The organism is Streptomyces sp. NPDC058470 (genome assembly GCF_042721055.1).
In the GTDB taxonomy this organism is placed as follows: domain Bacteria; phylum Actinomycetota; class Actinomycetes; order Streptomycetales; family Streptomycetaceae; genus Streptomyces.
The window spans coordinates 47,692-68,802 of the sequence record NZ_JBHXMF010000005.1 but is presented as its reverse complement, the minus strand read 5'-3'; the positions used below and the strand labels follow the sequence as shown (position 1 = coordinate 68,802).

Sequence of the window (21,111 nt, the reverse complement as noted above, 5' to 3'; positions counted from 1 at the left end):
GGAATGGATGGGGGAGGGGTGGGCCTTGGGGTGGCGCGCGGGGCGAGGCCGGGTCAGCCGGGCCCCGGGCCCAGCAGCCGCACCAGGCCGTCGGCCAAGGCGCTGTGCCAGCAGGCGTAGTCGTGGCCGCCGTTGTACTCGTCGAAGGGCATCCGGTAGCCCGCCGAGCCCAGGGCGTCGTACACCACGCGGCTGTGGTCGACCATGAGCCCCTCGTGCAGTCCGACGTCCAGGTGGATCGTGAGGGGCCGGGGGCCCGCTTCGGCGTAGAGGTCGATGACCCAGGGAATGTCCTCGGGCACCGAGAACGACACGATCATCCGGGACCTCAGGCTGCCGCGCACCCTCATCGGGATCGCCGTCGGCGCGGCGCTCGGCATCGCGGGCGGCGTCATGCAGACCCTGACCCGCAACCCGCTCGCGGACCCCGGGCTGCTCGGCGTCAACGCGGGCGCGTCCGCCGCCGTCGTCACCGCGATCAGCGTGCTCGGCATCACCTCGTTCACCGGATACCTGTGGTTCGCGCTCGCCGGGGCGGCCGTCGCGGCTACTGCCGTGAACGCGCTCGGCGGCGGCCGCCTCGCCACCCCGGTCCGGCTCGCCCTCGCCGGAACCGCCATCAACGCGGCCCTCTTCGGTTACGTCAACGGGCTTCAACTGTGGGACCTGAGCGCCCTGGACGCCATGCGGCACTGGTCGGTGGGCACGCTCGCCAAACGCGATCCCCAACTCCTGCTCACCGTGCTGCCGTTGCTCGTGGCCGGCGCCCTGCTCGCCTTCGCGCTGGCTCGGCCGCTCGGCGCGCTCGCGCTCGGCGAGGACCACGCCCAGGCCCTGGGCACCCAGGTGAGACGCACCCGCGTGCTGTCGGTCGTCTCCATCACGCTGCTGTGCGGCGGCGCCACCGCCGTGTGCGGGCCGATCGGCTTCGTCGGGCTGATGATCCCGCACGCGGCCCGCGCGCTCGCCGGCCCCGACCCGCGCCGGCTCCTGCCGTACTGCGCGGTGCTCGCGCCGGTGCTGCTGCTCGTCTCGGACGTGATCGGGCGGGTCGTGGTGCCGCCGTCCGAGATCGAGGTCGACATCGTCACGTCGTTCCTCGGCGGGATTCTCTTCATCCATCTGGTGCGGCAACGGAAGGTGGCCCAGCTGTGACCCTGATCGAGGGCGAGCGGCGCCGGTCCGGGGCCGTCCGTACCGACCTGCGGCACGGCCTGCTCCGTACCGGCCGCTGGTCGCTGCGGTACGACACACGCGCGCTGCTGGTCTGCCTCGGCATCGTCGCGCTGACCGCCTGCGTGACCGTGCTCTCCATCGGCACCGGCACCTACCGGCTGTCGCCCGTGGAGGTCGTGCGCACCCTCGCCGGGAACGGCCCGCCCGGAGCCGAGTTCATCGTGCTCGATCTGCGGCTGCCGCGCGCCCTGGTGGCGCTCCTGGTGGGCTTCGCGATGGGCATGGCGGGCGCGGTGTTCCAGTCGCTGACCCGCAACCCGCTCGGCAGCCCGGACATCATCGGGTTCGGCAACGGCGCCTCCGCGGGTGCGCTCGTCGCGATCATGATCTTCGACGCGGGGGCACCCCAGACGGCACTCGGCGCGGTGGGCGGCGGCTTCGCCACGGCCGCCGCGGTGTATCTGCTGGCCTGGAAGCGGGGCGTGCACGGATACCGCCTCGTCCTCGTCGGCATCGGCGCCTCCGCGGTGCTCGGCTCGGCGACCAGCTTCCTCTACGTACGCGCCGAGATCGGCAAGGCGGCGCAGGCCGCGAGCTGGATGATCGGTTCGCTCAACGCCCGCGACTGGAACGAGGTCCGGATCGCCGCCCTGGGCCTGGTGCTCCTCGTCCCGGTCGTCCTGGTGTACGGGCGGCGGCTGACGACGCTGGAGATGGGCGACGACACGGCTGCCGCGCTCGGAGTGCCGCCGGAGCGCAGCCGTCTGCTGCTGCTGTGCGCGGGCACCGGGCTGACCGCGATGGCGGTCGCCGCCTCCGGACCCATCCCGTTCGTCGCGATGGCCGCGCCACAGCTGGGCCGCCGGGTGACCAGGGCAGCCGGACCGAACGTCCTGCCGGCCGCGTGGATGGGCGCGCTCCTGGTCTCCGCCGCGGACCTGGCCACCCAACGCGTCACCGGCTCCGCCTTGCTGCCCGTCGGCGTGGTGACGGGCGTGGCCGGCGGCATCTACCTGGCCTGGCTGCTGCTGCGGGAACGCCGCGACCACCGCCTGTGAGCCGCCGGGCGGCGCGGAAATTCCTGAGCCCGGCCGGGGAGTTCGCTGTACGTTGAGCATGCGCGCCGCGCCGGTCCGTATGTCAAGTATCCGCAGTTCAGAAGACGTTTCGAGGCAACCCACCGTGTTCCTGACGATCACCGCCACCGGCACCCCGGAGCGCCCCGCGACCGACCTCGGCTTCCTGCTGCACAAGCACCCCGACAACGAGCAGGCGTTCTCGACGTCGTACGGCACAGCCCACGTTCTGTATTCCGAGGCGTCCGTCGAGCGGTGCACCGCCGCGCTGCTGCTTGAGGTCGACGCGGTCGCGCTGGTCCGGCGCGGCAAGGGCAAGGGCCGCGGCGGCGCACCCGACGCCGCGCTCGCGCAGTACGTCAACGACCGCCCGTACGCGGCCTCTTCACTGCTCGCCGTGGCGCTGAGCGCGGTGTTCTCCAGCGCCATGAAGGGCCAGTGCAACGCCAGGCCCGAGCTGCCTGCGCGGCCCCTCCCGCTCCGTGTCGAGGTGCCCGCACTGCCCGCCCGCGGCGGCGCGGACCTCGTACGGGAACTGTTCGAGCCGCTGGGATGGACGGTGACGGTCGAAGCCGTGGCCCTGGACGCGGAGTTCCCCGAGTGGGGCGACTCGCGGTACGTACGCCTCGTACTGGAATCGGCGCGACTGACCCTGTCCGAGGCCCTGCGCCACCTCTACGTCCTGCTCCCGGTACTCGACGACGCCAAGCACTACTGGGTCTCCTCCGACGAGGTCGACAAGCTGCTGCGGGCGGGCGAGGGCTGGCTGCCGGAGCACCCGGAGCAGAAGCTGATCACCAGCCGGTATCTGTCGCGCCGTTGGTCGCTGACGCGCGAGGCGCTGGAGCGGCTGGAACTCGTCCGGCTCGCCGAGGCCGACGACAGCGCGGTCGAGGAGATCGACAACGCGGTCGCCGAGGAGCCGGAGGACACAGAGGCCGTGGACGGCGCGCAGGAGAGGACCGTGTCGCTCGCCGTCCAGCGGCGGGACGCGATCCTCGCCGCACTGCACGCGTCCGGCGCGGCACGGGTGCTCGATCTCGGTTGTGGGCAGGGCCAGTTGGTGCAGGCACTGCTCAAGGACACGCGGTTCGACGAGATCGTCGGCGTCGACGTGTCGATGCGCGCGCTCACCGTCGCCTCGCGGCGGCTCAAGCTGGACCGCATGGGAGAGCGGCAGTCCGCGCGCGTCAAGCTGATCCAGGGCTCGCTCGCGTACACCGACAAGAGGCTCAAGGGGTACGACGCCGCCGTGCTCAGCGAGGTCATCGAGCACCTCGACCTGCCCCGGCTGCCCGCCCTGGAGTACGCCGTGTTCGGCTCCGCACGCCCGAAGACCGTGCTCGTGACCACGCCGAACGTCGAGTACAACGTCCGTTGGGAGACCCTCCCGGCCGGCCACTCCCGGCACGGCGACCACCGCTTCGAGTGGACGCGGGAGGAGTTCCGGGCGTGGGCGGGCCGCGTCGCCCAACGGCACGGATACGGCGTGGAGTTCACGCCCGTCGGCCCCGCCGACCCGGAAGTGGGTCCGCCGACCCAGATGGCCACGTTCACGATAACCACAGCCGCGCTCACCGCGAAGGAGGAGAAGGCAGCATGACCGACACCAAGGGGCGCACCCTGCCCGTCACCGACCTCTCCCTCGTGGTCCTGGTCGGCGCGTCCGGCTCGGGCAAGTCCACCTTCGCCCGCAGGCACTTCAAGCCGACCGAGATCATCTCCAGCGACTTCTGCCGGGGCCTGGTCGCCGACGACGAGAACGACCAGAGCGCCAGCGGCGACGCCTTCGACGTGCTGCACTACATCGCGGGCAAGCGGCTCGCGGCGGGCCGGCGCACGGTCGTCGACGCGACGAATGTGCAGCAGGAGGGCCGCAAGCAGCTCATCGAACTCGCCAGGCAGTACGACGTGCTGCCCATCGCCATCGTGCTCGACGTGCCCGAGGAGGTCTGCGCCGAGCGCAACGCCGCACGCGTCGACCGAGCCGAGATGCCGCGCCGTGTCATCCAGCGCCACACCCGCGAACTCCGCCGTTCCCTGCGCCACTTGGAACGCGAGGGGTTCAGGAAGGTGCACATCCTGCGGGGTGTCGAGGAGGCCGAGAGCGCCGAGATCCGCACGGAGAAGCGGTACAACGACCTCACCCACCTCACCGGCCCCTTCGACATCATCGGCGACATCCACGGCTGCGCCTCGGAGCTGGAGACCCTGCTCGGCAAGCTCGGCTATGTCGACGGGGTGCACGCGCAGGGCCGTACGGCCGTCTTCGTCGGCGACCTCGTCGACCGTGGCCCGGACACCCCCGGCGTACTGCGCCGCGTGATGTCCATGGTCGGGTCCGGCAACGCCCTGTGCGTGCCCGGCAACCACGAGAACAAGCTCGGCCGTCACCTCAAGGGCCGCCAGGTCCAGCACAGCCATGGACTCGCCGAGACCGTCGAGCAGTTGGCGCAGGAGAGCGAGGAGTTCATCGCGGGTGTACGGGAGTTCGTCGACGGGCTCGTCAGCCACTACGTCCTGGACGGCGGACGTCTCGTCGTCTGCCACGCCGGTCTGCCGGAGAAGTACCACGGCCGTACGTCGGGCCGGGTGCGCTCGCACGCGCTGTACGGGGACACCACCGGCGAGACCGACGAGTTCGGGCTGCCGGTGCGGTACCCGTGGGCGGAGGACTACCGGGGCCGGGCGGCCGTGGTGTACGGCCATACTCCAGTCCCCACCGCCACCTGGCTGAACAACACCATCTGTCTCGACACCGGTGCCGTCTTCGGCGGCAAGCTCACCGCGCTGCGCTGGCCGGAGCGCGAGCTCGTCGACGTACCGGCGGAGCGCGTCTGGTACGAGCCGGCCAGGCCGCTCGCCACCGAGGCACCCGGTGGACACGAGGGGCGGCCGCTCGACCTCGCGGACGTGCACGGCCGGCGGGTCGTCGAGACACGCCACGCGGGCCGGGTGTCGGTCCGCGAGGAGAACGCCGCCGCGGCCCTGGAGGTCATGAGCCGCTTCGCCGTGGACCCGCGGCTGCTGCCGTACCTGCCGCCGACCATGGCACCGACCGCGACCTCGCACACCGAGGGCTACTTGGAACACCCGGCCGAGGCCTTCGCGCAGTACAAGGAGGACGGGGTCGAGCGGGTCGTGTGCGAGGAGAAGCACATGGGTTCGCGGGCGGTGGCGCTGGTGTGCCGCGACGCGGAGGCGGCGCGGCAGCGATTCGGGGTGGACGGTGGCCCGACGGGTGCGCTCTACACGCGCACCGGGCGTCCCTTCTTCGACTCCGCCGAGGTGACGGAGGAGATCCTCGGGCGACTGCGGGCTGCCGTGGACACAGCGGGGCTCTGGGCGTCGTTGGAGACCGACTGGGTGCTGCTGGACGCCGAGTTGATGCCTTGGTCGCTGAAGGCGTCCGGGCTGCTGCGTACGCAGTACGCCGCCGTGGGCGCCGCGTCCGGGGCCGTGTTCCCCGGCGTGCTGGCCGCGCTCGAAGGGGCGGCCGCGCGAGGCGTCGACGTACGGGAGCTGCTGGGCAAGCAGCGGGAGAGGGTCGCCGACGCGGCGGCGTTCACCGACGCCTACCGGCGGTACTGCTGGACCACGGACGGACTGGAGGGCGTGCGCCTCGCTCCCTTCCAGATCCTCGCGGTCCAGGGGCGCAGCCTGGCAGGACTTCCGCACGACGAGCAGCTCGCGCTGCTCGACCGCCTCGTCGAGCACGACGGGAGCGGGCTGCTCCAGACGACCCGGCGGCTGTTCGTGGACACGGGGGACCCCGAGTCCGTACGGGCGGGCGTCGACTGGTGGTTGGAGATGACCGGGCGCGGGGGTGAGGGCATGGTCGTCAAGCCGGTGGCCGCGCTGGTCCGCGGCGAGAACGGGCGACTGGTGCAGCCCGGCATCAAATGCCGCGGCCGGGAGTACCTGCGCATCATCTACGGCCCCGAATACACCCGCCCGGAGAACCTCGCCCGCCTACGCGGCCGCTTCCTCAACCACAAGCGGTCACTTGCGATCCGCGAGTACGCCCTGGGCCTCGAAGCCCTGGACCGCCTCGCAGAGGGCGAGCCGCTGTGGCGCGTCCACGAGGCGGTGTTCGGCGTACTGGCCCTGGAGTCGGAGCCGGTGGACCCGAGGTTGTGAGGACCAGACGCCGGCCGGGCTGGAAATCTTCCAGCCCGGCCGGAGGTCTTTCAGCCGGTCCGGTGTTTGAGGTCGAGGCGGTGCCGTCTCGATCCCCCGCCCACCCTCATCCGGGGCTCCGCCCTGTTTCAGCCCGTCCGGCGTTCGAGGACGAGCGAGTTCAGCGCGATGCGGGGGTCCGGGGGCGGCAGCCCCCAGGAACAAGGGACGGGTAGGGGCGGAGGGGGTGAAAAAACCATCACCCCACCAGCCGCAACCTCGCCTCCGCCATCCCAAGGCGGACGGTCTGCCCCCACGTAAGCTCCAGCGCATCCCCCTCCATCCCGTCCCCGAACGCGATGAGCCGGTCGGACTCCACCGTGAGCCGGAGCCGCGCGGTCGTACCGAGTTCACCCGCCACCAGCGACGTCCCGGTGGCGGGCGACGGCCACGCCTCCCGCACGAACCAAAGCAGCCGCGTCTCCGTGGGCCCGGGCAACGCCACCCGACCACCCCTCTCCTCCCACAGCGACCGCAGCCACCCCGTCGCCCCGGTCCCCGTCCCCACCAGCACTCCGGACGAAGCCTGGGACTCGACGACACCCCTGTCGTCGTCGAGCCCCAGGCGGTATCGGACGGTCTGGTGCCCGGCCGCTCCGAGATAGATCTCGTTGAGCGCCAGCAGCCGCTGGGTGTCGTCGGCGACGGCTTCGACCATGGTGAGTTCGTCGGCCGCCCCGCCCCGGGCCACCGCCGAGGCGATCAACGCGCCCGCGTCACCGACCCGATGCCGCACCAGCACCCCGGGATTGCGCCCGGGGTCGGTGTCGATCCCCACAACGGGCTGCCCCGTCAGGTACTTGGCGACGTTGGCGACAAGCCCGTCCTGCCCGACGACGACCACGACGTCCTCGGGCGCGAACAGGAACCGGTCCAAGTCGGCCCGCTCCACCCTGGCTTGACGCCATGTCAGTGGAATGTCGGAGGCGACCTCGGCCAGCGCCCGGCGCGTCCGACGGCTCCGCTCCGCCACCTCCCCGATGTCCCGCCCCCGGGAGGAGAGAAAGAACGCCGCTTGCCCGTGGGTTCCGTGCCGGGCCACCAACTCCTCGTACTCCGTGGTGCGATGGACCAGCACGACCCGCGGCGCGAGACTCACGCCGGTTCCCCCGAGGACCCGTTGCCCAGCTTGGCGAGCAGCCCCGTCAGAACGTCCGGCGACACGGTGACGCTCTCGATCCGCGGCAGGTTCTCGGCGAGCCGCGTCCCCGTCAGAGCGTGCAGCGTGGCGACATCGACGTCCGCGTGCACCCGCAGCCAGGCGGCCTGTGCCTCGGCCCGGGCGTCGCCGAGCCCCCGCGCGGCCTCCGCCTCGGCCTTGGCGAGCCGCACGGTACGTGTGGCCTCAGCCTCCGCGAGACGGACCGTCCGCGCCGCCTCCGCCGTGGCGCGCACCGCGTCAGCCGCCGCGAGTTCCTCCGCCTCCCGCCGCGCGTTCGTACCCCGCTGGTCGACCAACTGCTCCTCGCGCCGGGCGAGTTCGATCTGACTGGCGAGTTCGTTCTCGGCGATGGCGCGCTCCCGCTCGACCGCGACGGCGCGGCGTTCGTACGTCGCCTTGTCCGCGTCCTGCTGGATCTGCTCGCGGGCGGGGGTGCGCAGCGCCCGCTCGACCTCGGGCTCGGGGCGCAGGGCGACGACCCGTACGGCCACGATCTCGATCCCCGTCGCGGGCAGCCGGGGTTCCGCGGCGAGCCCGCCCGCGATCCGTTCCCGTACCGCCGCGACGCCGTCCATCAGGGCGGCGGCCAGCGACGTACGGGCCAGCACGTCCAGCGCGTGCTGCTGGGCCGTCTCCGTCATCAGCGACCCGAGCTGTTCGAGAGGCGCGCCGCGCCAGGCACCCGTGTCGGGGTCGATGGAGAAGTCCAGGCGGGTGGCCGCGATCGCCGGGTCGCTGATGCGGTAGGTGACGGTTGCCTGTACCGCCACGTCCTGGAAGTCGGACGTACGGGCGTGGAAGGTCATCGCCAACTCGCGGTCGTCGACCGGGACTTCGGAGAGCGCGGCGGTCAAGGACCGGTACCAGAAGCTGAGCCCGGGACCGTCGTGCACCAGGCTCCCCGACCGGTGGTGCCGGACATGGGCGGTCGGCGCTCCCCGCAGATGGCGCCAGCCCAGACGGCGGGTGATGTCAGCCATGGATAACCCCCTTGTCGCTGAGCGGCCCAGCGGCCGCAGCGACCTTCGTCAGTCGTTCGTCGTCAGTCGTTCGTCGTTCGTTTTCGTCAACGCGACGATAATAGAGGGGCTTGGTTATCGTCAAGAGGACGAAATGAAACGGACCGGGTCGGCGCGATCAGCGGGTGAACACGCGTCCGGATGGTCAGGATGGAGGCATGGGATTCCATGTCGACTCCGAGGCCGGGCCGCTGCGCCGCGTCATCCTGCACCGGCCGGATCTTGAGCTCAAAAGGCTCACCCCCAGCAACAAGGACGCCCTGCTCTTCGACGACGTGCTGTGGGTGCGCCGGGCGCGCGCCGAGCACGACGGGTTCGCGGACGTGCTGCGCGATCGCGGGGTCACCGTCCATCTCTTCGGTGACCTGCTGACCGAGGCCCTGGAGATCCCGGCGGCCAGATCGCTCGTCCTGGACCGGGTCTTCGACGAGAAGGAGTACGGGCCGCTCGCCACCGACCACCTGAGGGCCTCATTCGAGACTCTGCCCGCACCGGAACTGGCGGCCGCACTGGTCGGCGGCATGACCAAGCGGGAGTACCTGGACGCGCACATGGAGCCGACCTCCGTGCGCTTCCATGTCATGGACCTCGACGACTTCCTGCTCGACCCGCTGCCCAACCACCTCTTCACCCGGGACACCTCCGCCTGGATCTACGACGGGGTTTCCATCAACGCCATGCGCTGGCCGGCGCGGCAGCGCGAGACCGTGCACTTCGAGGCGATCTACCGCCACCACCCGCTCTTCCGCGACGAGACCTTCAACCTCTGGTCGCAGGGGCAGGCGGACTACCCCTCCACCATCGAGGGCGGAGACGTGCTCGTCATCGGCAACGGCGCGGTCCTCATCGGCATGAGCGAGCGGACGACGCCCCAGGCCGTCGAGATGCTCGCGCACAAGCTGTTCGAGGCAGGGTCCGCGAGCACCATCGTGGCGCTCGACATGCCCAAGCGGCGGGCCTTCATGCACCTCGACACCGTGATGACGATGGTCGACGGCGACACCTTCACGCAGTACGCCGGCCTTGGCATGCTCCGCTCGTACACCATCGAACCGGGCGTGGGGGACAAGGAGCTGAAGGTCACCGACCATCCTCCCGAGCACATGCACCGCGCGATCGCCGCGGCGCTGGGCCTGAGTGAGATCCGCGTCCTCACCGCCACTCAAGACGTGCACGCCGCCGCGCGGGAGCAGTGGGACGACGGCTGCAACGTCCTCGCCGTCGAACCGGGGGTCGTGGTCGCCTACGAGCGGAACGCGACCACCAACACGCACCTGCGCAAGCAGGGCATCGAGGTGATCGAGATTCCGGGGAGCGAGCTGGGGCGGGGGAGGGGCGGGCCGCGCTGTATGAGCTGTCCGGTCGAACGAGGGGCCGTATAGTCATTCTGGCGGCCGTATAGAAATGTCAATCATCGTATAGAATTCCAGGGTCCCTCTCTCCTTACCCACGTCATCCTGGAGCGCTCTCATGGCGACAGTCCCGACCGCCCTCGCAGGCCGCCACTTCCTGAAGGAGCTGGACTTCACGGCAGAGGAGTTCCGCGGGCTGGTCGAGCTGGCCGCCGAGCTGAAGGCGGCCAAGAAGGCCGGGACCGAGACCCAGCAGCTGCGGGGCAGGAACATCGCGCTGATCTTCGAGAAGACCTCGACGCGTACGCGCTGCGCGTTCGAGGTCGCGGCGGCGGACCAGGGTGCCTCGACGACGTATCTGGACCCGTCCGGTTCGCAGATCGGTCACAAGGAGTCGGTGAAGGACACGGCTCGGGTGCTCGGGCGGATGTTCGACGCGATCGAGTACCGGGGTGACAGCCAGGCCGCCGTCGAGGAGCTGGCCGCGTACGCCGGTGTGCCCGTCTACAACGGTCTGACCGACGACTGGCACCCCACCCAGATGCTCGCCGACGTGCTCACGATGACGGAGCACAGCGACAAGCCGCTCGGCGAGATCGCCTTCGCCTACCTCGGCGATGCCCGCTTCAACATGGGCAACTCGTATCTGATCACCGGCGCGCTGCTCGGCATGGACGTCCGTATCGTCGCCCCCCAGGCGTACTGGCCCACCGACGAGATCGTCGCCCGGGCCCGCAAGCTCGCCGAGAGCGCCGGCGGCCGCATCACGCTCACCGAGGACGTCACCGAGGGAGTCCAGGGTGCCGACTTCGTCGCGACCGACATCTGGGTCTCCATGGGTGAGCCGAAGGAGGTGTGGGACGAGCGGATCGCCGCGCTGTCCCCGTACGCCGTGACCATGGACGTCCTGCGCGCCACCGGCAACCCGGACGTGAAGTTCCTGCACTGCCTCCCGGCCTTCCACGACCTGGGCACGAAGGTCGGGCGGGAGATCCATGAGAGCCATGGCCTGGACTCGCTGGAGGTCACCGACGAGGTGTTCGAGTCGGCGCACTCGGTCGTCTTCGACGAGGCCGAGAACCGGCTGCACACGATCAAGGCGGTCCTGGTCGCGACCCTCGCCTGACTGTTGTCGGCGATTACACCGGTCGTCGCCGCTGCGGCGGTACGACGGGCAGCCTGAACCAGACCGCCTTGCCGGAGCCGACAGGGCGGTGGCCGCAGGACGAGCTGAGGGTGCGGATCAGGAGGAGACCGCGCCCGTGCTCCTGCCAGGGGTCGGGCTCGCGGGCCAGGTCGGCGAACGTGAGATCGCCGGGCGGCGCGGGGTCCGGATCGTGCACCTCGACCTGGCAGCCGGTCGGCAACAGTTCGACGACCAGCTCTATGGGACCGTCCCCCGCGGTGTGCTCCACGGCGTTGGCGACCAGCTCCGCGGTGAGCAGTTCGGCGGTGTCGCTGTCGGCCGCGTGCTCCAGGTCGGCCAGCGCCGTACGGACCAGCGCACGGGCGACGGGCACTGCCGCGACGGTGTGCGGCAGCGCGATGCGCCAGGAGGCGGGTGCTGGGGTGTCGGGCAAAAGGGGTCCGTTCATTGAGCAGGTTGTCCTGCTTTCAACTTTAGAAAGGGTACGACTCGACCGGACAGAGGCTCCCGGCGGGCGTGTCCCGGGTCTTTCGGCCTGGTATGTGGCTGTGTACCCAGGTGAACGGTCCACCTCCCGCGTGGTGCTCCCGCCGTTACGGGGCCATCGAGGATCCGTGACTCGGTGACGGATCTGCCGCACTTCTATCGCGCGATTGTGACGGAAGCGACGGGAGAGGCATGGGTTGACAAGCCGGTGGGTCTGGTTCAGGCCCGCTCGGGTACGTCGGCGAAGGCCATCCCCGCGTCCCGCAGCCGCTCGTGCAGTGCCCGGAAGACGGCGACGGAGCGGGCGCCCGGCCAGTCCTGCGGGAGCAGCGCGGCGGGCAGTCCCGGGTCGGTGTACGGGAGGTGCCGCCAGGAGTCGAGGGCGAGCAGATAGTCGCGGTACGCCTCCTCCGCAGGGGTGTCCGTGCGCCGTTCCCAGGCGTGCAGCACATGCGCGTGCTCGTCGAGGAACTCCTCGTGCTGCTTGGCGATCGAGGCCAGGTCCCACCAGCGGGCCACTGCCTCCGCCGTGGTGGCGAAGCCCAGATGCTCCCCGCGGAACAGCTCCACGTACGGGTCGAGCCGCAGCCGCTCCAGCGTGTGCCGCGCTTCTTCGTAGAGCCGTGCCGGGGCGAGCCACACCCCTGGGGCGGCCGTTCCGAAGCCCAGTCCGGCGAGCCGTGAGCGCAGTACATGCCGCTTCTGCCGCTCGGACTCGGGAACGGAGAAAACGGCGAGCACCCACCCGTCGTCCGTGGGCGGAACCGCCGCATACACCCGCCGGTCGCCGTCGTCGAGCAGTTGCCGCGCGTCCTGCGACAGCGCGTACCCGGCCGCACCCGCCGCCGTACGCACCGGTTCCAGCAGGCCGCGGCGCTTGAGCCGGGACACCGACGACCGTACGGAGGGTGCGTCGACGCCCACCGCGGCGAGGAGTCTGATCAGCTCGGACACCGGCACCGGGCCGGGCATGAAACGGCCGTACGCGCCGTAGAACGTGACGATGAGGGACCGGGGGGCGTGGTGCTCTGACACGTTGATCACTCTAGTCCGCGAAGATCACTTGGGATCATCGCCCACGGACCGGGTCCGCGGCGACGGACTCGCGGAGCTGCCCCGCGTACGCGTTAGGCCATCAGTCGCCCGCAGCCGGACTCAGGCGGCGACGGTCAGCTGCTCGACGAACGCCCGGCGCGGAGCGATCACGCTGCCGTCGGGGTGCAGTTCGCCGCTGTCGTCGAAGACGATCGCGCCGTCGCACAGGAGGTTCCAGCCCTGCTCGGGGTGGGCCGCCACGATGTGCGGGGCGGTGCCGTCCGCGGACGGGGACGAAGGCTGGTGGGAACACATGGCGCACCTCCACGTCGTATGCGATGAGTGCCGACGGCGTCGTCCGCCGTCCTCGCATACACAGACCATGCTCGCGCGGCGAACTCATCGGAACAGCCTGTCGTGAAGCGTGACAACACGCGGACAACACTTGGACGTCCCCATGACGGACGGTGCCAAGTCGCCACCAAAGGGGTGATGATCACCGGCCTCCGGGTGCCGGACACCGCCCTCGGGGCCCAGGACCGGTACCTGTGGAGCGCTCTTTCCGGCCCCGTTCCAGGAGGTACTCCCATGTCCGTGCGCCAGGCCCTCGGCGCGGCCGCCGCCGCCGCGCTGCTCCTGTCCGTCGCCCCGTCCGCCGTCGCCCTGTCGGGACCGTACGACCAGGTGACCGTCGACCCGACCGGTCACGTCGCGGCCGACGGAACCGTCAGCCTCTCGGGCACCTACCGCTGTCTGGGCAGTACCGGCCCCGTGTTCGTGTCCTCGTCGGTCTCGCAGGGCGACCCCCGGGTACGCCACGGCATCGGCGGCACCTCGGCGGTCTGCGACGGTGCGGTGCACTCCTGGACCAACTCGGAGAAGCGCACGCCGGGCACCCTCACCCCGGGCGACGCGTATGTCGAGGCCATCCTCATGGAACTGCGCCCCGGCGCGGGCGGGCTGCCGCTGCCGAGCTTCCACGCGAGGCAGCAGGCGGACATCACCCTCGCGGAGAGCTGAGCACGGTCCGGGTGCCGCGGCCGTCGAGCGGTGCGGCGGGGGTCAGCCCTGCCGCACTGCTCGATGCCGTCGGCAGGGCCGAAGTGAGGGGCGCTCAGTCGCCCAGCCGCGCGGCGATCCCGTCGAGCACCGAATCGAGGCCCGTCTCGAACTGCCACTCCAGGTCGTCCTTGCGGCTCGCCTCGCCGAGGTAGCGCGCGAACGTCGGGTAGCGGCCGGTGCTCATCAGCCACGTCATACGCGGTGCCAGACCGGTGCGCGCCTCGTTCCCGCTGGACCAGCCCTGCTCCCGCAGCAGCTCGGTGCGGCCGATCTCGAAACCGACGGCGCCCTGCACATAGGAATCGACGGTGCGTACGACCGCCATCATCGTGTCGGCGTCCAGGTCGAGCCCGTCGAGTGCGGCCAGGGCCCGCTCGGGAACGGCCAGTTGGTTCGGGGTCAGCGTGAACACCGCCGTGCGGGTCACCCAGGGATGCCCGAGAAGCACGGTCCGGGTGCGCAGGGCGAGCTCCCGCATGACCTCCCGCCAGCCCTTGGCTTCCGAGGGCAGCGTCAGCTCGCCGTAGACGTGGTCGACCATCAGTTCGAGCAGCTCGTCCTTGCCGGACACATAACGGTACGCCGCCATCGGCGCGACGCCCAGATCGGCCGCGAGGCGCCGCATGGTGACGGCGTCGAGGCCTTCCGTGTCGGCGATCGCCACGGCGGCCGCGGCGATGCGCTGCGGGGTGAGCGTGGAGCGAGGGGCGGGCGCGGGCCGGTTGAGGCGTTCCCACAGGAAGACGCTCTCCTTGGGCTCGGACGGCTCCGGCGTCACCTGACTCTCCTCTTTCCTCCGAGCGGCCATGGATGAGGACTCCTTCCGGTGCCGGGTTTGTGTACAACGTAACAGCAGTGGACAACGTACACACGTCTGTGTACGTTGTATCTACAGCGATACGTCGTACACATCCAGGAGTTCCACATGAGTGACGTGAACAACAGCCCTCTGCGGGTGGCAGCCCTCGTCGGCAGCACCAGGGACGGACGTTTCGGACCGGTCGTGGCCGACTGGCTGAAGGACCGGATTGTCCAGCGCGACGACATGGAGGTCGACATCGTCGACCTGGTCGAGACGCCTCTGCCGACCGTCATGCCGGCCTTTGGACAGCAACTCCCCGACGAGCAAATGGCGTTGCTCGGCGCGGTCACCCCGCGCCTGGCGGCCGCCGATGCCTTCGTCATCATCACGCCCGAGTACAACCACAGTTATCCGGCGGCGCTGAAGAACGCGATCGACTGGCACAACCCGCAGTGGCATGCCAAGCCCGTCGCCTTCGTCTCGTACGGCGGCATCTCCGGCGGCCTGCGCGCGGTCGAGCATCTGCGGCCCGTGCTGGCCGAAGTGCACGCCACGACGATCCGCAACACGGTCAGCTTTCACAACTACGGTGACAAGTTCGACCCGAACGGCGTGCCCCTCGACCCGGAGTGCGAGGTCGCGGTCAAGGCGCTGCTCGACCAACTTGCCTGGTGGGGACAGGCACTTCGGGCCGCCCGGGCCGCCCGCCCGTACACCGGCTGAAGTGAGACACGGCCATGACCAGTGATACGTCGGCCGCGCCCACGCGGGCCCCCTCGACCCTGCCCTACCTGGGCGTCTTCGGACTCATGCTCGGCATCTTCCTGGCCACCCTCGACGGACAGATCGTCAGCATCGCGCTGCCGACCATCGTCGGCGACCTCGGCGGACTCGACCACTTCTCCTGGTCCGTCACGTCGTACATGCTCACCATGGCCGCCACCACCCCGATCTGGGGCAAACTCGGCGACCTCAAGGGCCGCAAGGGCGCCTACATGTGGTCCGTGCTGCTCTTCCTGGTCGGCACCGCCCTGTGCGGACTCGCCCAGGACATGGCACAGCTCATCACCTTCCGCGCCGTCCAGGGCCTCGGCGCCGGTGGGCTCATGGTCGGCGCGCTGTCGGTCATCGGCGTGCTGGTCCCCGCGCACGAGCGCGGGCGCGTCCAGTCGATGGTCGGCGTGATGCTGCCGGTCGCCTTCGTCGGCGGACCGCTGCTCGGCGGCTTCATCACCGACGCCCTCGACTGGCGCTGGGTGTTCTACGTCAACGTGCCCTTCGGTGTCGTCGCGCTGCTCGCGGTCGCCAAAGGGGTACGGCTGCCGAAGGAGCGCTCCGGGGGGCGGATCGACTATCCCGGTACGGCGCTGCTGACCACCGCAATCCTGGCGCTCACCCTGCTGGCCGGCTGGGCCGGCACCCGTTACGCCTGGGGATCGGCGCCGATCGCGCTGCTCGCCGTGGTCGCGGCCGTGGCCCTTGCCGGATTCGTCCGGGTGGAACAGCGGGCGGCGGAACCCGTCATCCCGCCGCGGCTGTTCCGCAACCGCGACTTCGCCCTGGCCCAGCTGCTCAGCTTCCTTGCCGGCGCCGTGCTGGTATCGGTGGTCAACTACCTTCCCCAGTACCTCCAGTTCGTACAGGGTTCCACCTCCACCCTCAGTGGTTTGCAGATCCTGCCCCTGATGCTGGGCATGCTGGCGGCGCAGTTGACCACCGGACGGCTGGCGGACCGGGGCGGCCTGGAGCGGGTGATTGCGATCACCGGCGGTGCCGTCACGGTCACCGGCGCGCTGCTGCTGCTCCTGCTCGACACCGACACCCCGACGTTCGCCGCCTCGGCGCTCACCCTGGTGCTCGGTGTCGGTGTCGGCATCCTGATGCAGAGCACGCTGCTGACCACGATGAACACGGCACTCCCGCGCGACATGGGCGCCGCCACCGGAACGGTCACCCTGGTGCGCACCATCGGCGGCTCCCTCGGCGTCGCCGCGCTGGGCGCCGTACACCTCGGGCGGATGACGGGCGAACTCACCGACCGGCTCGGCGAGCGAACCGCCGAACAGCTCGCCTCCGGCGACGAGTTGACCCCGTCATCGGTCGACGGGATGTCCGCGCAGCTACGCGGTGTCGTCCAGGGAGCGTTCACCAGCGGACTGCACGGCGTCCTCCTCGGCACCGCCCTGCTCTCCGCCGTCGCCTTCGCCGTCGCCTGGTTCGTCCAGGGGGATCCGGCCGCCAAGTCACCTGGGCAGCCCGGGAATTCGCCGCGCACCCAGATCCCCGCGACGTCCGCGGACTGACACCGCCGGCCTGGTCCCGTCAGGCGCCCGCGCCCCTCTTCCCTCGCACAAAGCCCGCGGTCGAGTCCGCGCCCCGACGAAAGGGAACGCAGACTCGACCGCGGGCCGAACTGGACGTCAGGCCAAGGACTTTCAGCCGGTGACCTTGAACGTGGCCGCCGAGTCGTTCTGGGTCGCGACCTGACCCGAGAACAGATTCGTCACTGTGTTACCCGTGAAGGTCCCGGTGCCGGTGACTCCGGCGGGGATCCAGATGCCCTGCTTCGCCGGACGGTTGATCGTGTTGTTGGTCAGCGTCAGGTTGACGCGTGTCTTGTCGATGTAGAGGCCTGCACGCAGGGCTCCGTTCAGGGTGTTGTCGGTCATCGTGACGGTCGAGTAGGCGGTCGGAAAGAGCGAGGTGCTGGAGGGAGAACTGATCCGCACACCGTGCCGGGTGCCGTTCCAGCCGCCGCCGCCGTTCAGGACATTTCCGCTGACCGTGACGGAGGTCAGGGGGTTCCCCGTGTCGCCGAATACGCCGAGGTCCAGGGCGCTGTTCGATGACACGCTGTTCACCAGGTTGTTCTTCACCTGGATGTTCTGGCCGCCGGCGACCCGGAGGCCGTTGGCCCACCAGGGTGCGATCGCGGTGTTGTTGAGGATCTTCGTGCCGTCGACCTGGGGGTTCGTACCGCTGGCACCGGCGTCGGAGTACGTCGCGAAGGAGTCGTCACCGGTGTTGCGGGCGAAGTTGTTCTGGACCGTGATGTTCTTGCCGAGCTTGTCCGGATTCGGCGTGTTGCCGTTGTTGACGTTGAAACCGTCACCGTAGGTGTCCGCTGTCCGGCTGTTCTGGATGATGCCATTGGTGCCCGACAGCCAGTTGGCGTCGATGTGGCGCGTCCAGATCCGGTCGACCAGCCAGCCGCCGGCACCGCTGGCGTTGATTCCGTAGTCCGAGCCGCCGTTGCCGCCGACACCGCGCCAGGTGGCGTTGGCATCGATCTGAAGGTCCGTCAGTGTGGTGCCCGAGCCCACCAGGATCTGCGAACGCCAACCGGCGGGGGTCGGAAGAGGGACCTTCCGGTAGATCGTCGTGTACCACATGCCGGCGCCCTGCACCTTCACGCCGGTGAAGTTCAACGTCGTGGTCGTCAGGCTGTTCGTCAGGTATTTACCCGACGGGATCCACACGGACTTTCCCTGCGTTTTGGCGGCATTCACCGTGTTCTGGATCGCGACCGTCGAATCCTTCGCGAAGGTGGGATCCGCGCCGTAGGTGACGACGGAGAGCGAGTTGGCCGGCTGTGCCAGCGCGGCCCCGACGTTCTCCAGATCGACGGAATCGATGTCGTAGACGGCAGCCGTGTTGGCGGCGTCCTTCTGGAGCTTGATCGTGCTGCCCGCCGCGACGGGAGCACCCGTGACCCAGACGGGGAATTCGTTGTAGAAGCGGTAGGGCGACCCGCCGGCGTTGGGGTCGTCCGGATTGGTGGTCGCGTCGCGGTAGTTCCACGCCTGCTTGGAGCTCAGCGAGATCGCCTGGCGGTACACGCCGTTCACGTACAGGTTCAGTGACGCGGTGATGCCGCCGCCCGCCGCCGCGTCCGGAATCGAGGCGCGGACCACGAGGGTATTGGCGCTCTTGCCCGTGTTGTTCGGTATCGTCACCGAAGCGCCGGTGGCCTTCAGTTCGACCAGCGAGTAGCCCGAGGCTTCGGTCTCCAGGGACGCCGCGGTCGGTGCTGCCGCTCCCGGGGTGAGGGAGCGGAGGGTGGCGCCGCCGGCACGCGTCCCGGTTTCGGCTTCGACCGTGGCGAAGGGTGTTGTGGCACCAGCCGCGGCAACCGCCTCGGCATCAGCGCCGGAAGTCGTCTCCGCGTGACTTTTGGTGCCTGGAAAAACGAACAGAGTGCCGGCGACAAGCATGGCGATGCCAGAAAGCCACATCGAGACTCGTCGGACTTTTCTGTGCATATTTCACCTCTTTGTGGGGTTGGCGACAGGGCGGGATCCACGCGCCGCGAGCAAGAACAGCTCATCTGTCGGAGGTCTGACACGTTGTTGATGAAGATGTCGAAGTCGCCAGGGCGCGCCAAATCCTGCAATGTGCGGGCATGTTGGGATATGCCAAGCATTTGGTTCGGGGAGTGGGGGGAAGTGCACGGGCGGCTGACGGCGCGGCGCGCCATCATATAAGTCCATCAAGTTGCTTTAGTCAACCGCCCTGATGGTTCGAATGCAGGGCGCAGCGAGTGGGGTCCTGGGATTCGCGGCGAACGGGGCGGTTCACCGACAGATGTCCGTTCCGGGGTTCCTCTGAAGCGAGACTCAGGCCGTCTCGTCCCAGAGTTCATCCAGCATATTGACAAACTCCGACACCGGTTCATAAGTTCGTTTGGGCACCTGTGCGACAGCGCCCGAGCCGCCGTAATTCCAGAATCGGCTTGACCCTTGGCCGGTCACCACTCCACCCCGACCGCCGCGCACTGCCACGCGGCGCCGATGGGAGCGTGCAATCACCTTGACCACTGATATCCGGCGGGCGCTCGTCGTCCGCGGTGGCTGGGACGGACATCAGCCCGTGGCGATCAGCGACGGATTCGTCCCGTTCCTCAAGGAGCAGGGATTCACCGTCGAGACCTCGGAGGACCTCGCGGTGTATGAGGACACCGAGCGCCTGGCCGCCACCGACCTGATCGTGCAGTGTTGGACGATGGGGACCGTCACTCGGGAGCAGAGCACCAATCTCGCCGCCGCGGTGCGTGCGGGTACCGGGCTGGCCGGCTGGCACGGCGGCATCGTCGACTGCTTCCACGATCACGGCTACCACCTGCTGACCGGCGGCAAGTTCGTGATGCACCCGCCGGGTTTCCACGATCACACCGTGCATGTGCTGCCCGAGCGCGCCGACCATCCCGTCGTCGCGGGCCTCGATGACTTCGCCGTTCACACCGAGCAGTACTGGGTGCTCACCGACCCGCACATCGAGGTGCTGGCCACCACCACCTTCCCGCCCGACGAACTGCGCGACCTGCCCGCGGTGATGCCCGCCGTGTGGACCAGGACCTGGGGTGCCGGGCGGGTCTTCGTCTCGACCATCGGGCACAGGCCCGACGACTTCGACGTGCCGGAGGTCCGCACGTTGACCGAAAGGGGACTGCTGTGGGCGAGCCGCTGAAGCCTTTGAACATCGGCATCGTGGGCGCGGGGAAGATCAGCGGCGCCTACCTCTCGACGCTGGCGCGACTGACATCCCTGCGGCTGACCGCCGTCACCGACCTCGACCTGAGCCGCGCGCAGTCCGTCGCGGAGCAGGCGAAGGCCGGTGGAGAGGTGGCCGTGGCTCCGTCCGTGGCCGCCCTGGTGGCCAGGGACGATGTGGACACCGTCCTCAACCTCACGATTCCGGCCGCGCACGCGGACGTCGCCCTGGCGGCGCTCGGCGCCGGCAAGCACGTGTACGGCGAGAAGCCCCTCGCGACCAACCGCAAGGAAGCCGCGTCCGTGCTGGCGGCGGCGCGTGCGGCAGGACTGCGGGTCGGCTGCGCACCGGACACCGTGCTCGGCACCGGCACGCAGACCGCACGCAAGGCGGTCGACGACGGCCTGATCGGCAGGCCCGTCGCGGCCACCGCCTTCATGACCAGCGCGGGCCACGAGAAGTGGCACCCGGACCCGGAGTTCTACTACCGGCCCGGCGGCGGCCCGCTGCTCGACATGGGGCCCTACTACCTCTCTGCCCTCGTCCATCTGCTGGGCCCGGTGGTCCGGGTGACCGGAGCGTCCTCCCGGCCGCGAGCGGAGCGGACGATCGGCAGCGGTCCCCGGGCGGGGCACAGCTTCCCGGTGGAGGTGGACACCCACATCACCGGCGTTCTGGAGCACGCGGGCGGAGCCCTGTCCACCCTGGTCATGAGCTTCGACATCCGCGCCGCGCGGCTGCCGCGCATCGAGGTGCACGGCACCTCCGCCTCGCTGTCCGTGCCCGACCCGAACGGCTTCGACGGTCCTGTCGAGATCCACCGCGGCGAGGGCTGGGAAACCCTGCCGGTGTCGGCAGGCCACCCGGACGCGGGGCGAGGCGTCGGCCTCGCCGATCTGGCCGAGGCCCTGTCCGCCGGGCGTCCGCACCGTGCATCGGCCGAACTCGCCGCGCACGTCCTGGACATCATGCTCACCCTCATGGACGCCGCGGACCAGGGCCGCGCTCTCCCCGTGACCACCACCTGCGAGCGCCCGGCCCCGGTGGCCGGTGCCGACCGCTGACCGACACCGTTCGAGACCTCCGCCGCCCCCACCCGCGCACGCTCACAGCAACAGGAGAAGT

General features: G+C 70.0%; 19 protein-coding genes. 11 read left to right on the top strand and 8 right to left on the bottom strand.

The window, feature by feature from the left end; genetic code table 11:
- Positions 1-53 precede the first annotated feature (53 nt).
- Positions 54-302, bottom strand: a complete 249-nt coding sequence (locus tag ACFWP7_RS05240) for a hypothetical protein (RefSeq protein ID WP_384376264.1) — start codon at positions 300-302, stop codon at positions 54-56.
- On the opposite strand from ACFWP7_RS05240, the gene ACFWP7_RS05235 reads away from it, so the two are divergent.
- The 4 genes from ACFWP7_RS05235 (at position 289) to ACFWP7_RS05220 (ending at position 6,392) form a co-directional block, all read left to right on the top strand.
- Positions 289-1,155, top strand: coding sequence for a FecCD family ABC transporter permease (locus ACFWP7_RS05235; RefSeq protein WP_384376261.1), 867 nt, complete (start codon positions 289-291; stop codon positions 1,153-1,155). The two genes, ACFWP7_RS05240 and ACFWP7_RS05235, sit on opposite strands and share 14 nt — an antisense overlap.
- Before the next feature lie 2 nt (positions 1,156-1,157).
- Positions 1,158-2,234 carry a FecCD family ABC transporter permease gene (locus tag ACFWP7_RS05230; RefSeq protein WP_384376653.1) on the top strand — a complete coding sequence of 359 codons (1,077 nt, stop codon included), beginning with the start codon at positions 1,158-1,160 and terminating at the stop codon, positions 2,232-2,234.
- Positions 2,235-2,358: 124 nt separating this feature from the next.
- A complete protein-coding gene (locus ACFWP7_RS05225; protein WP_384376258.1) occupies positions 2,359-3,855 on the top strand; it encodes a 3' terminal RNA ribose 2'-O-methyltransferase Hen1 in 1,497 nt (498 codons plus the stop codon).
- Positions 3,852-6,392: a polynucleotide kinase-phosphatase gene (locus ACFWP7_RS05220; protein WP_384376255.1), complete on the top strand. Its 2,541-nt coding sequence runs from the start codon at positions 3,852-3,854 to the stop codon at positions 6,390-6,392. Before ACFWP7_RS05225 ends, ACFWP7_RS05220 begins: the two co-directional genes overlap by 4 nt.
- Positions 6,393-6,630: 238 nt before the next feature.
- Here the strand turns inward: ACFWP7_RS05220 and ACFWP7_RS05215 are convergent, their stop codons facing one another.
- Positions 6,631-7,530, bottom strand: coding sequence for a hypothetical protein (locus tag ACFWP7_RS05215; protein WP_384376252.1), 900 nt, complete (start codon positions 7,528-7,530; stop codon positions 6,631-6,633).
- A complete protein-coding gene (locus tag ACFWP7_RS05210; RefSeq protein WP_384376249.1) occupies positions 7,527-8,573 on the bottom strand; it encodes an SPFH domain-containing protein in 1,047 nt (348 codons plus the stop codon). The genes ACFWP7_RS05215 and ACFWP7_RS05210 overlap by 4 nt, the downstream gene beginning before the upstream one ends.
- Positions 8,574-8,770: 197 nt before the next feature.
- Between ACFWP7_RS05210 and ACFWP7_RS05205 the strand changes: the two genes are divergently transcribed.
- Both ACFWP7_RS05205 and argF read left to right on the top strand, forming a co-directional pair.
- Positions 8,771-9,994, top strand: a complete 1,224-nt coding sequence (locus ACFWP7_RS05205; RefSeq protein WP_384376246.1) for an arginine deiminase — start codon at positions 8,771-8,773, stop codon at positions 9,992-9,994.
- Positions 9,995-10,082: 88 nt separating this feature from the next.
- Positions 10,083-11,090: an ornithine carbamoyltransferase gene (gene argF / locus ACFWP7_RS05200; RefSeq protein WP_384376243.1), complete on the top strand. Its 1,008-nt coding sequence runs from the start codon at positions 10,083-10,085 to the stop codon at positions 11,088-11,090.
- 13 nt (positions 11,091-11,103) lie between these two features.
- Here the strand turns inward: argF and ACFWP7_RS05195 are convergent, their stop codons facing one another.
- From ACFWP7_RS05195 to ACFWP7_RS05185, 3 genes are all read right to left on the bottom strand, one after another.
- Positions 11,104-11,559: an ATP-binding protein gene (locus tag ACFWP7_RS05195; protein ID WP_384376240.1), complete on the bottom strand. Its 456-nt coding sequence runs from the start codon at positions 11,557-11,559 to the stop codon at positions 11,104-11,106.
- Between the two features lie 257 nt (positions 11,560-11,816).
- The gene (locus ACFWP7_RS05190) at positions 11,817-12,641 is read right to left on the bottom strand and encodes a PaaX family transcriptional regulator C-terminal domain-containing protein (protein ID WP_384376237.1); all 825 of its coding nucleotides are present in this window, start codon (positions 12,639-12,641) and stop codon (positions 11,817-11,819) included.
- A 111-nt stretch (positions 12,642-12,752) separates the two neighbouring features.
- Positions 12,753-12,947: a DUF5999 family protein gene (locus ACFWP7_RS05185; protein ID WP_384376234.1), complete on the bottom strand. Its 195-nt coding sequence runs from the start codon at positions 12,945-12,947 to the stop codon at positions 12,753-12,755.
- A gap of 273 nt (positions 12,948-13,220) precedes the next feature.
- Between ACFWP7_RS05185 and ACFWP7_RS05180 the strand changes: the two genes are divergently transcribed.
- Positions 13,221-13,652 (top strand): DUF6299 family protein, encoded by a 432-nt coding sequence (locus ACFWP7_RS05180; RefSeq protein WP_384376231.1) that lies wholly within the window; start codon positions 13,221-13,223, stop codon positions 13,650-13,652.
- A 94-nt stretch (positions 13,653-13,746) separates the two neighbouring features.
- On the opposite strand, the gene ACFWP7_RS05175 is transcribed toward ACFWP7_RS05180, so the two are convergent.
- Positions 13,747-14,502, bottom strand: coding sequence for a TetR/AcrR family transcriptional regulator (locus ACFWP7_RS05175; RefSeq protein WP_384376228.1), 756 nt, complete (start codon positions 14,500-14,502; stop codon positions 13,747-13,749).
- A gap of 117 nt (positions 14,503-14,619) precedes the next feature.
- On the opposite strand from ACFWP7_RS05175, the gene ACFWP7_RS05170 reads away from it, so the two are divergent.
- Entirely contained in the window at positions 14,620-15,219 is a 600-nt protein-coding gene (locus ACFWP7_RS05170) for an NADPH-dependent FMN reductase (RefSeq protein WP_384376225.1), read from the top strand.
- Positions 15,220-15,233: 14 nt separating this feature from the next.
- Positions 15,234-16,799, top strand: a complete 1,566-nt coding sequence (locus ACFWP7_RS05165) for an MDR family MFS transporter (protein ID WP_384376222.1) — start codon at positions 15,234-15,236, stop codon at positions 16,797-16,799.
- A 132-nt stretch (positions 16,800-16,931) separates the two neighbouring features.
- On the opposite strand, the gene ACFWP7_RS05160 is transcribed toward ACFWP7_RS05165, so the two are convergent.
- Complete coding sequence (locus ACFWP7_RS05160; protein ID WP_384376219.1) at positions 16,932-18,731, bottom strand: right-handed parallel beta-helix repeat-containing protein; 1,800 nt, start codon at positions 18,729-18,731, stop codon at positions 16,932-16,934.
- Positions 18,732-19,305: 574 nt separating this feature from the next.
- Between ACFWP7_RS05160 and ACFWP7_RS05155 the strand changes: the two genes are divergently transcribed.
- Entirely contained in the window at positions 19,306-19,962 is a 657-nt protein-coding gene (locus ACFWP7_RS05155) for a ThuA domain-containing protein (RefSeq protein ID WP_384376216.1), read from the top strand.
- A complete protein-coding gene (locus tag ACFWP7_RS05150) occupies positions 19,947-21,050 on the top strand; it encodes a Gfo/Idh/MocA family protein (protein WP_384376213.1) in 1,104 nt (367 codons plus the stop codon). Before ACFWP7_RS05155 ends, ACFWP7_RS05150 begins: the two co-directional genes overlap by 16 nt.
- The last annotated feature ends 61 nt before the right edge of the window (positions 21,051-21,111 follow it).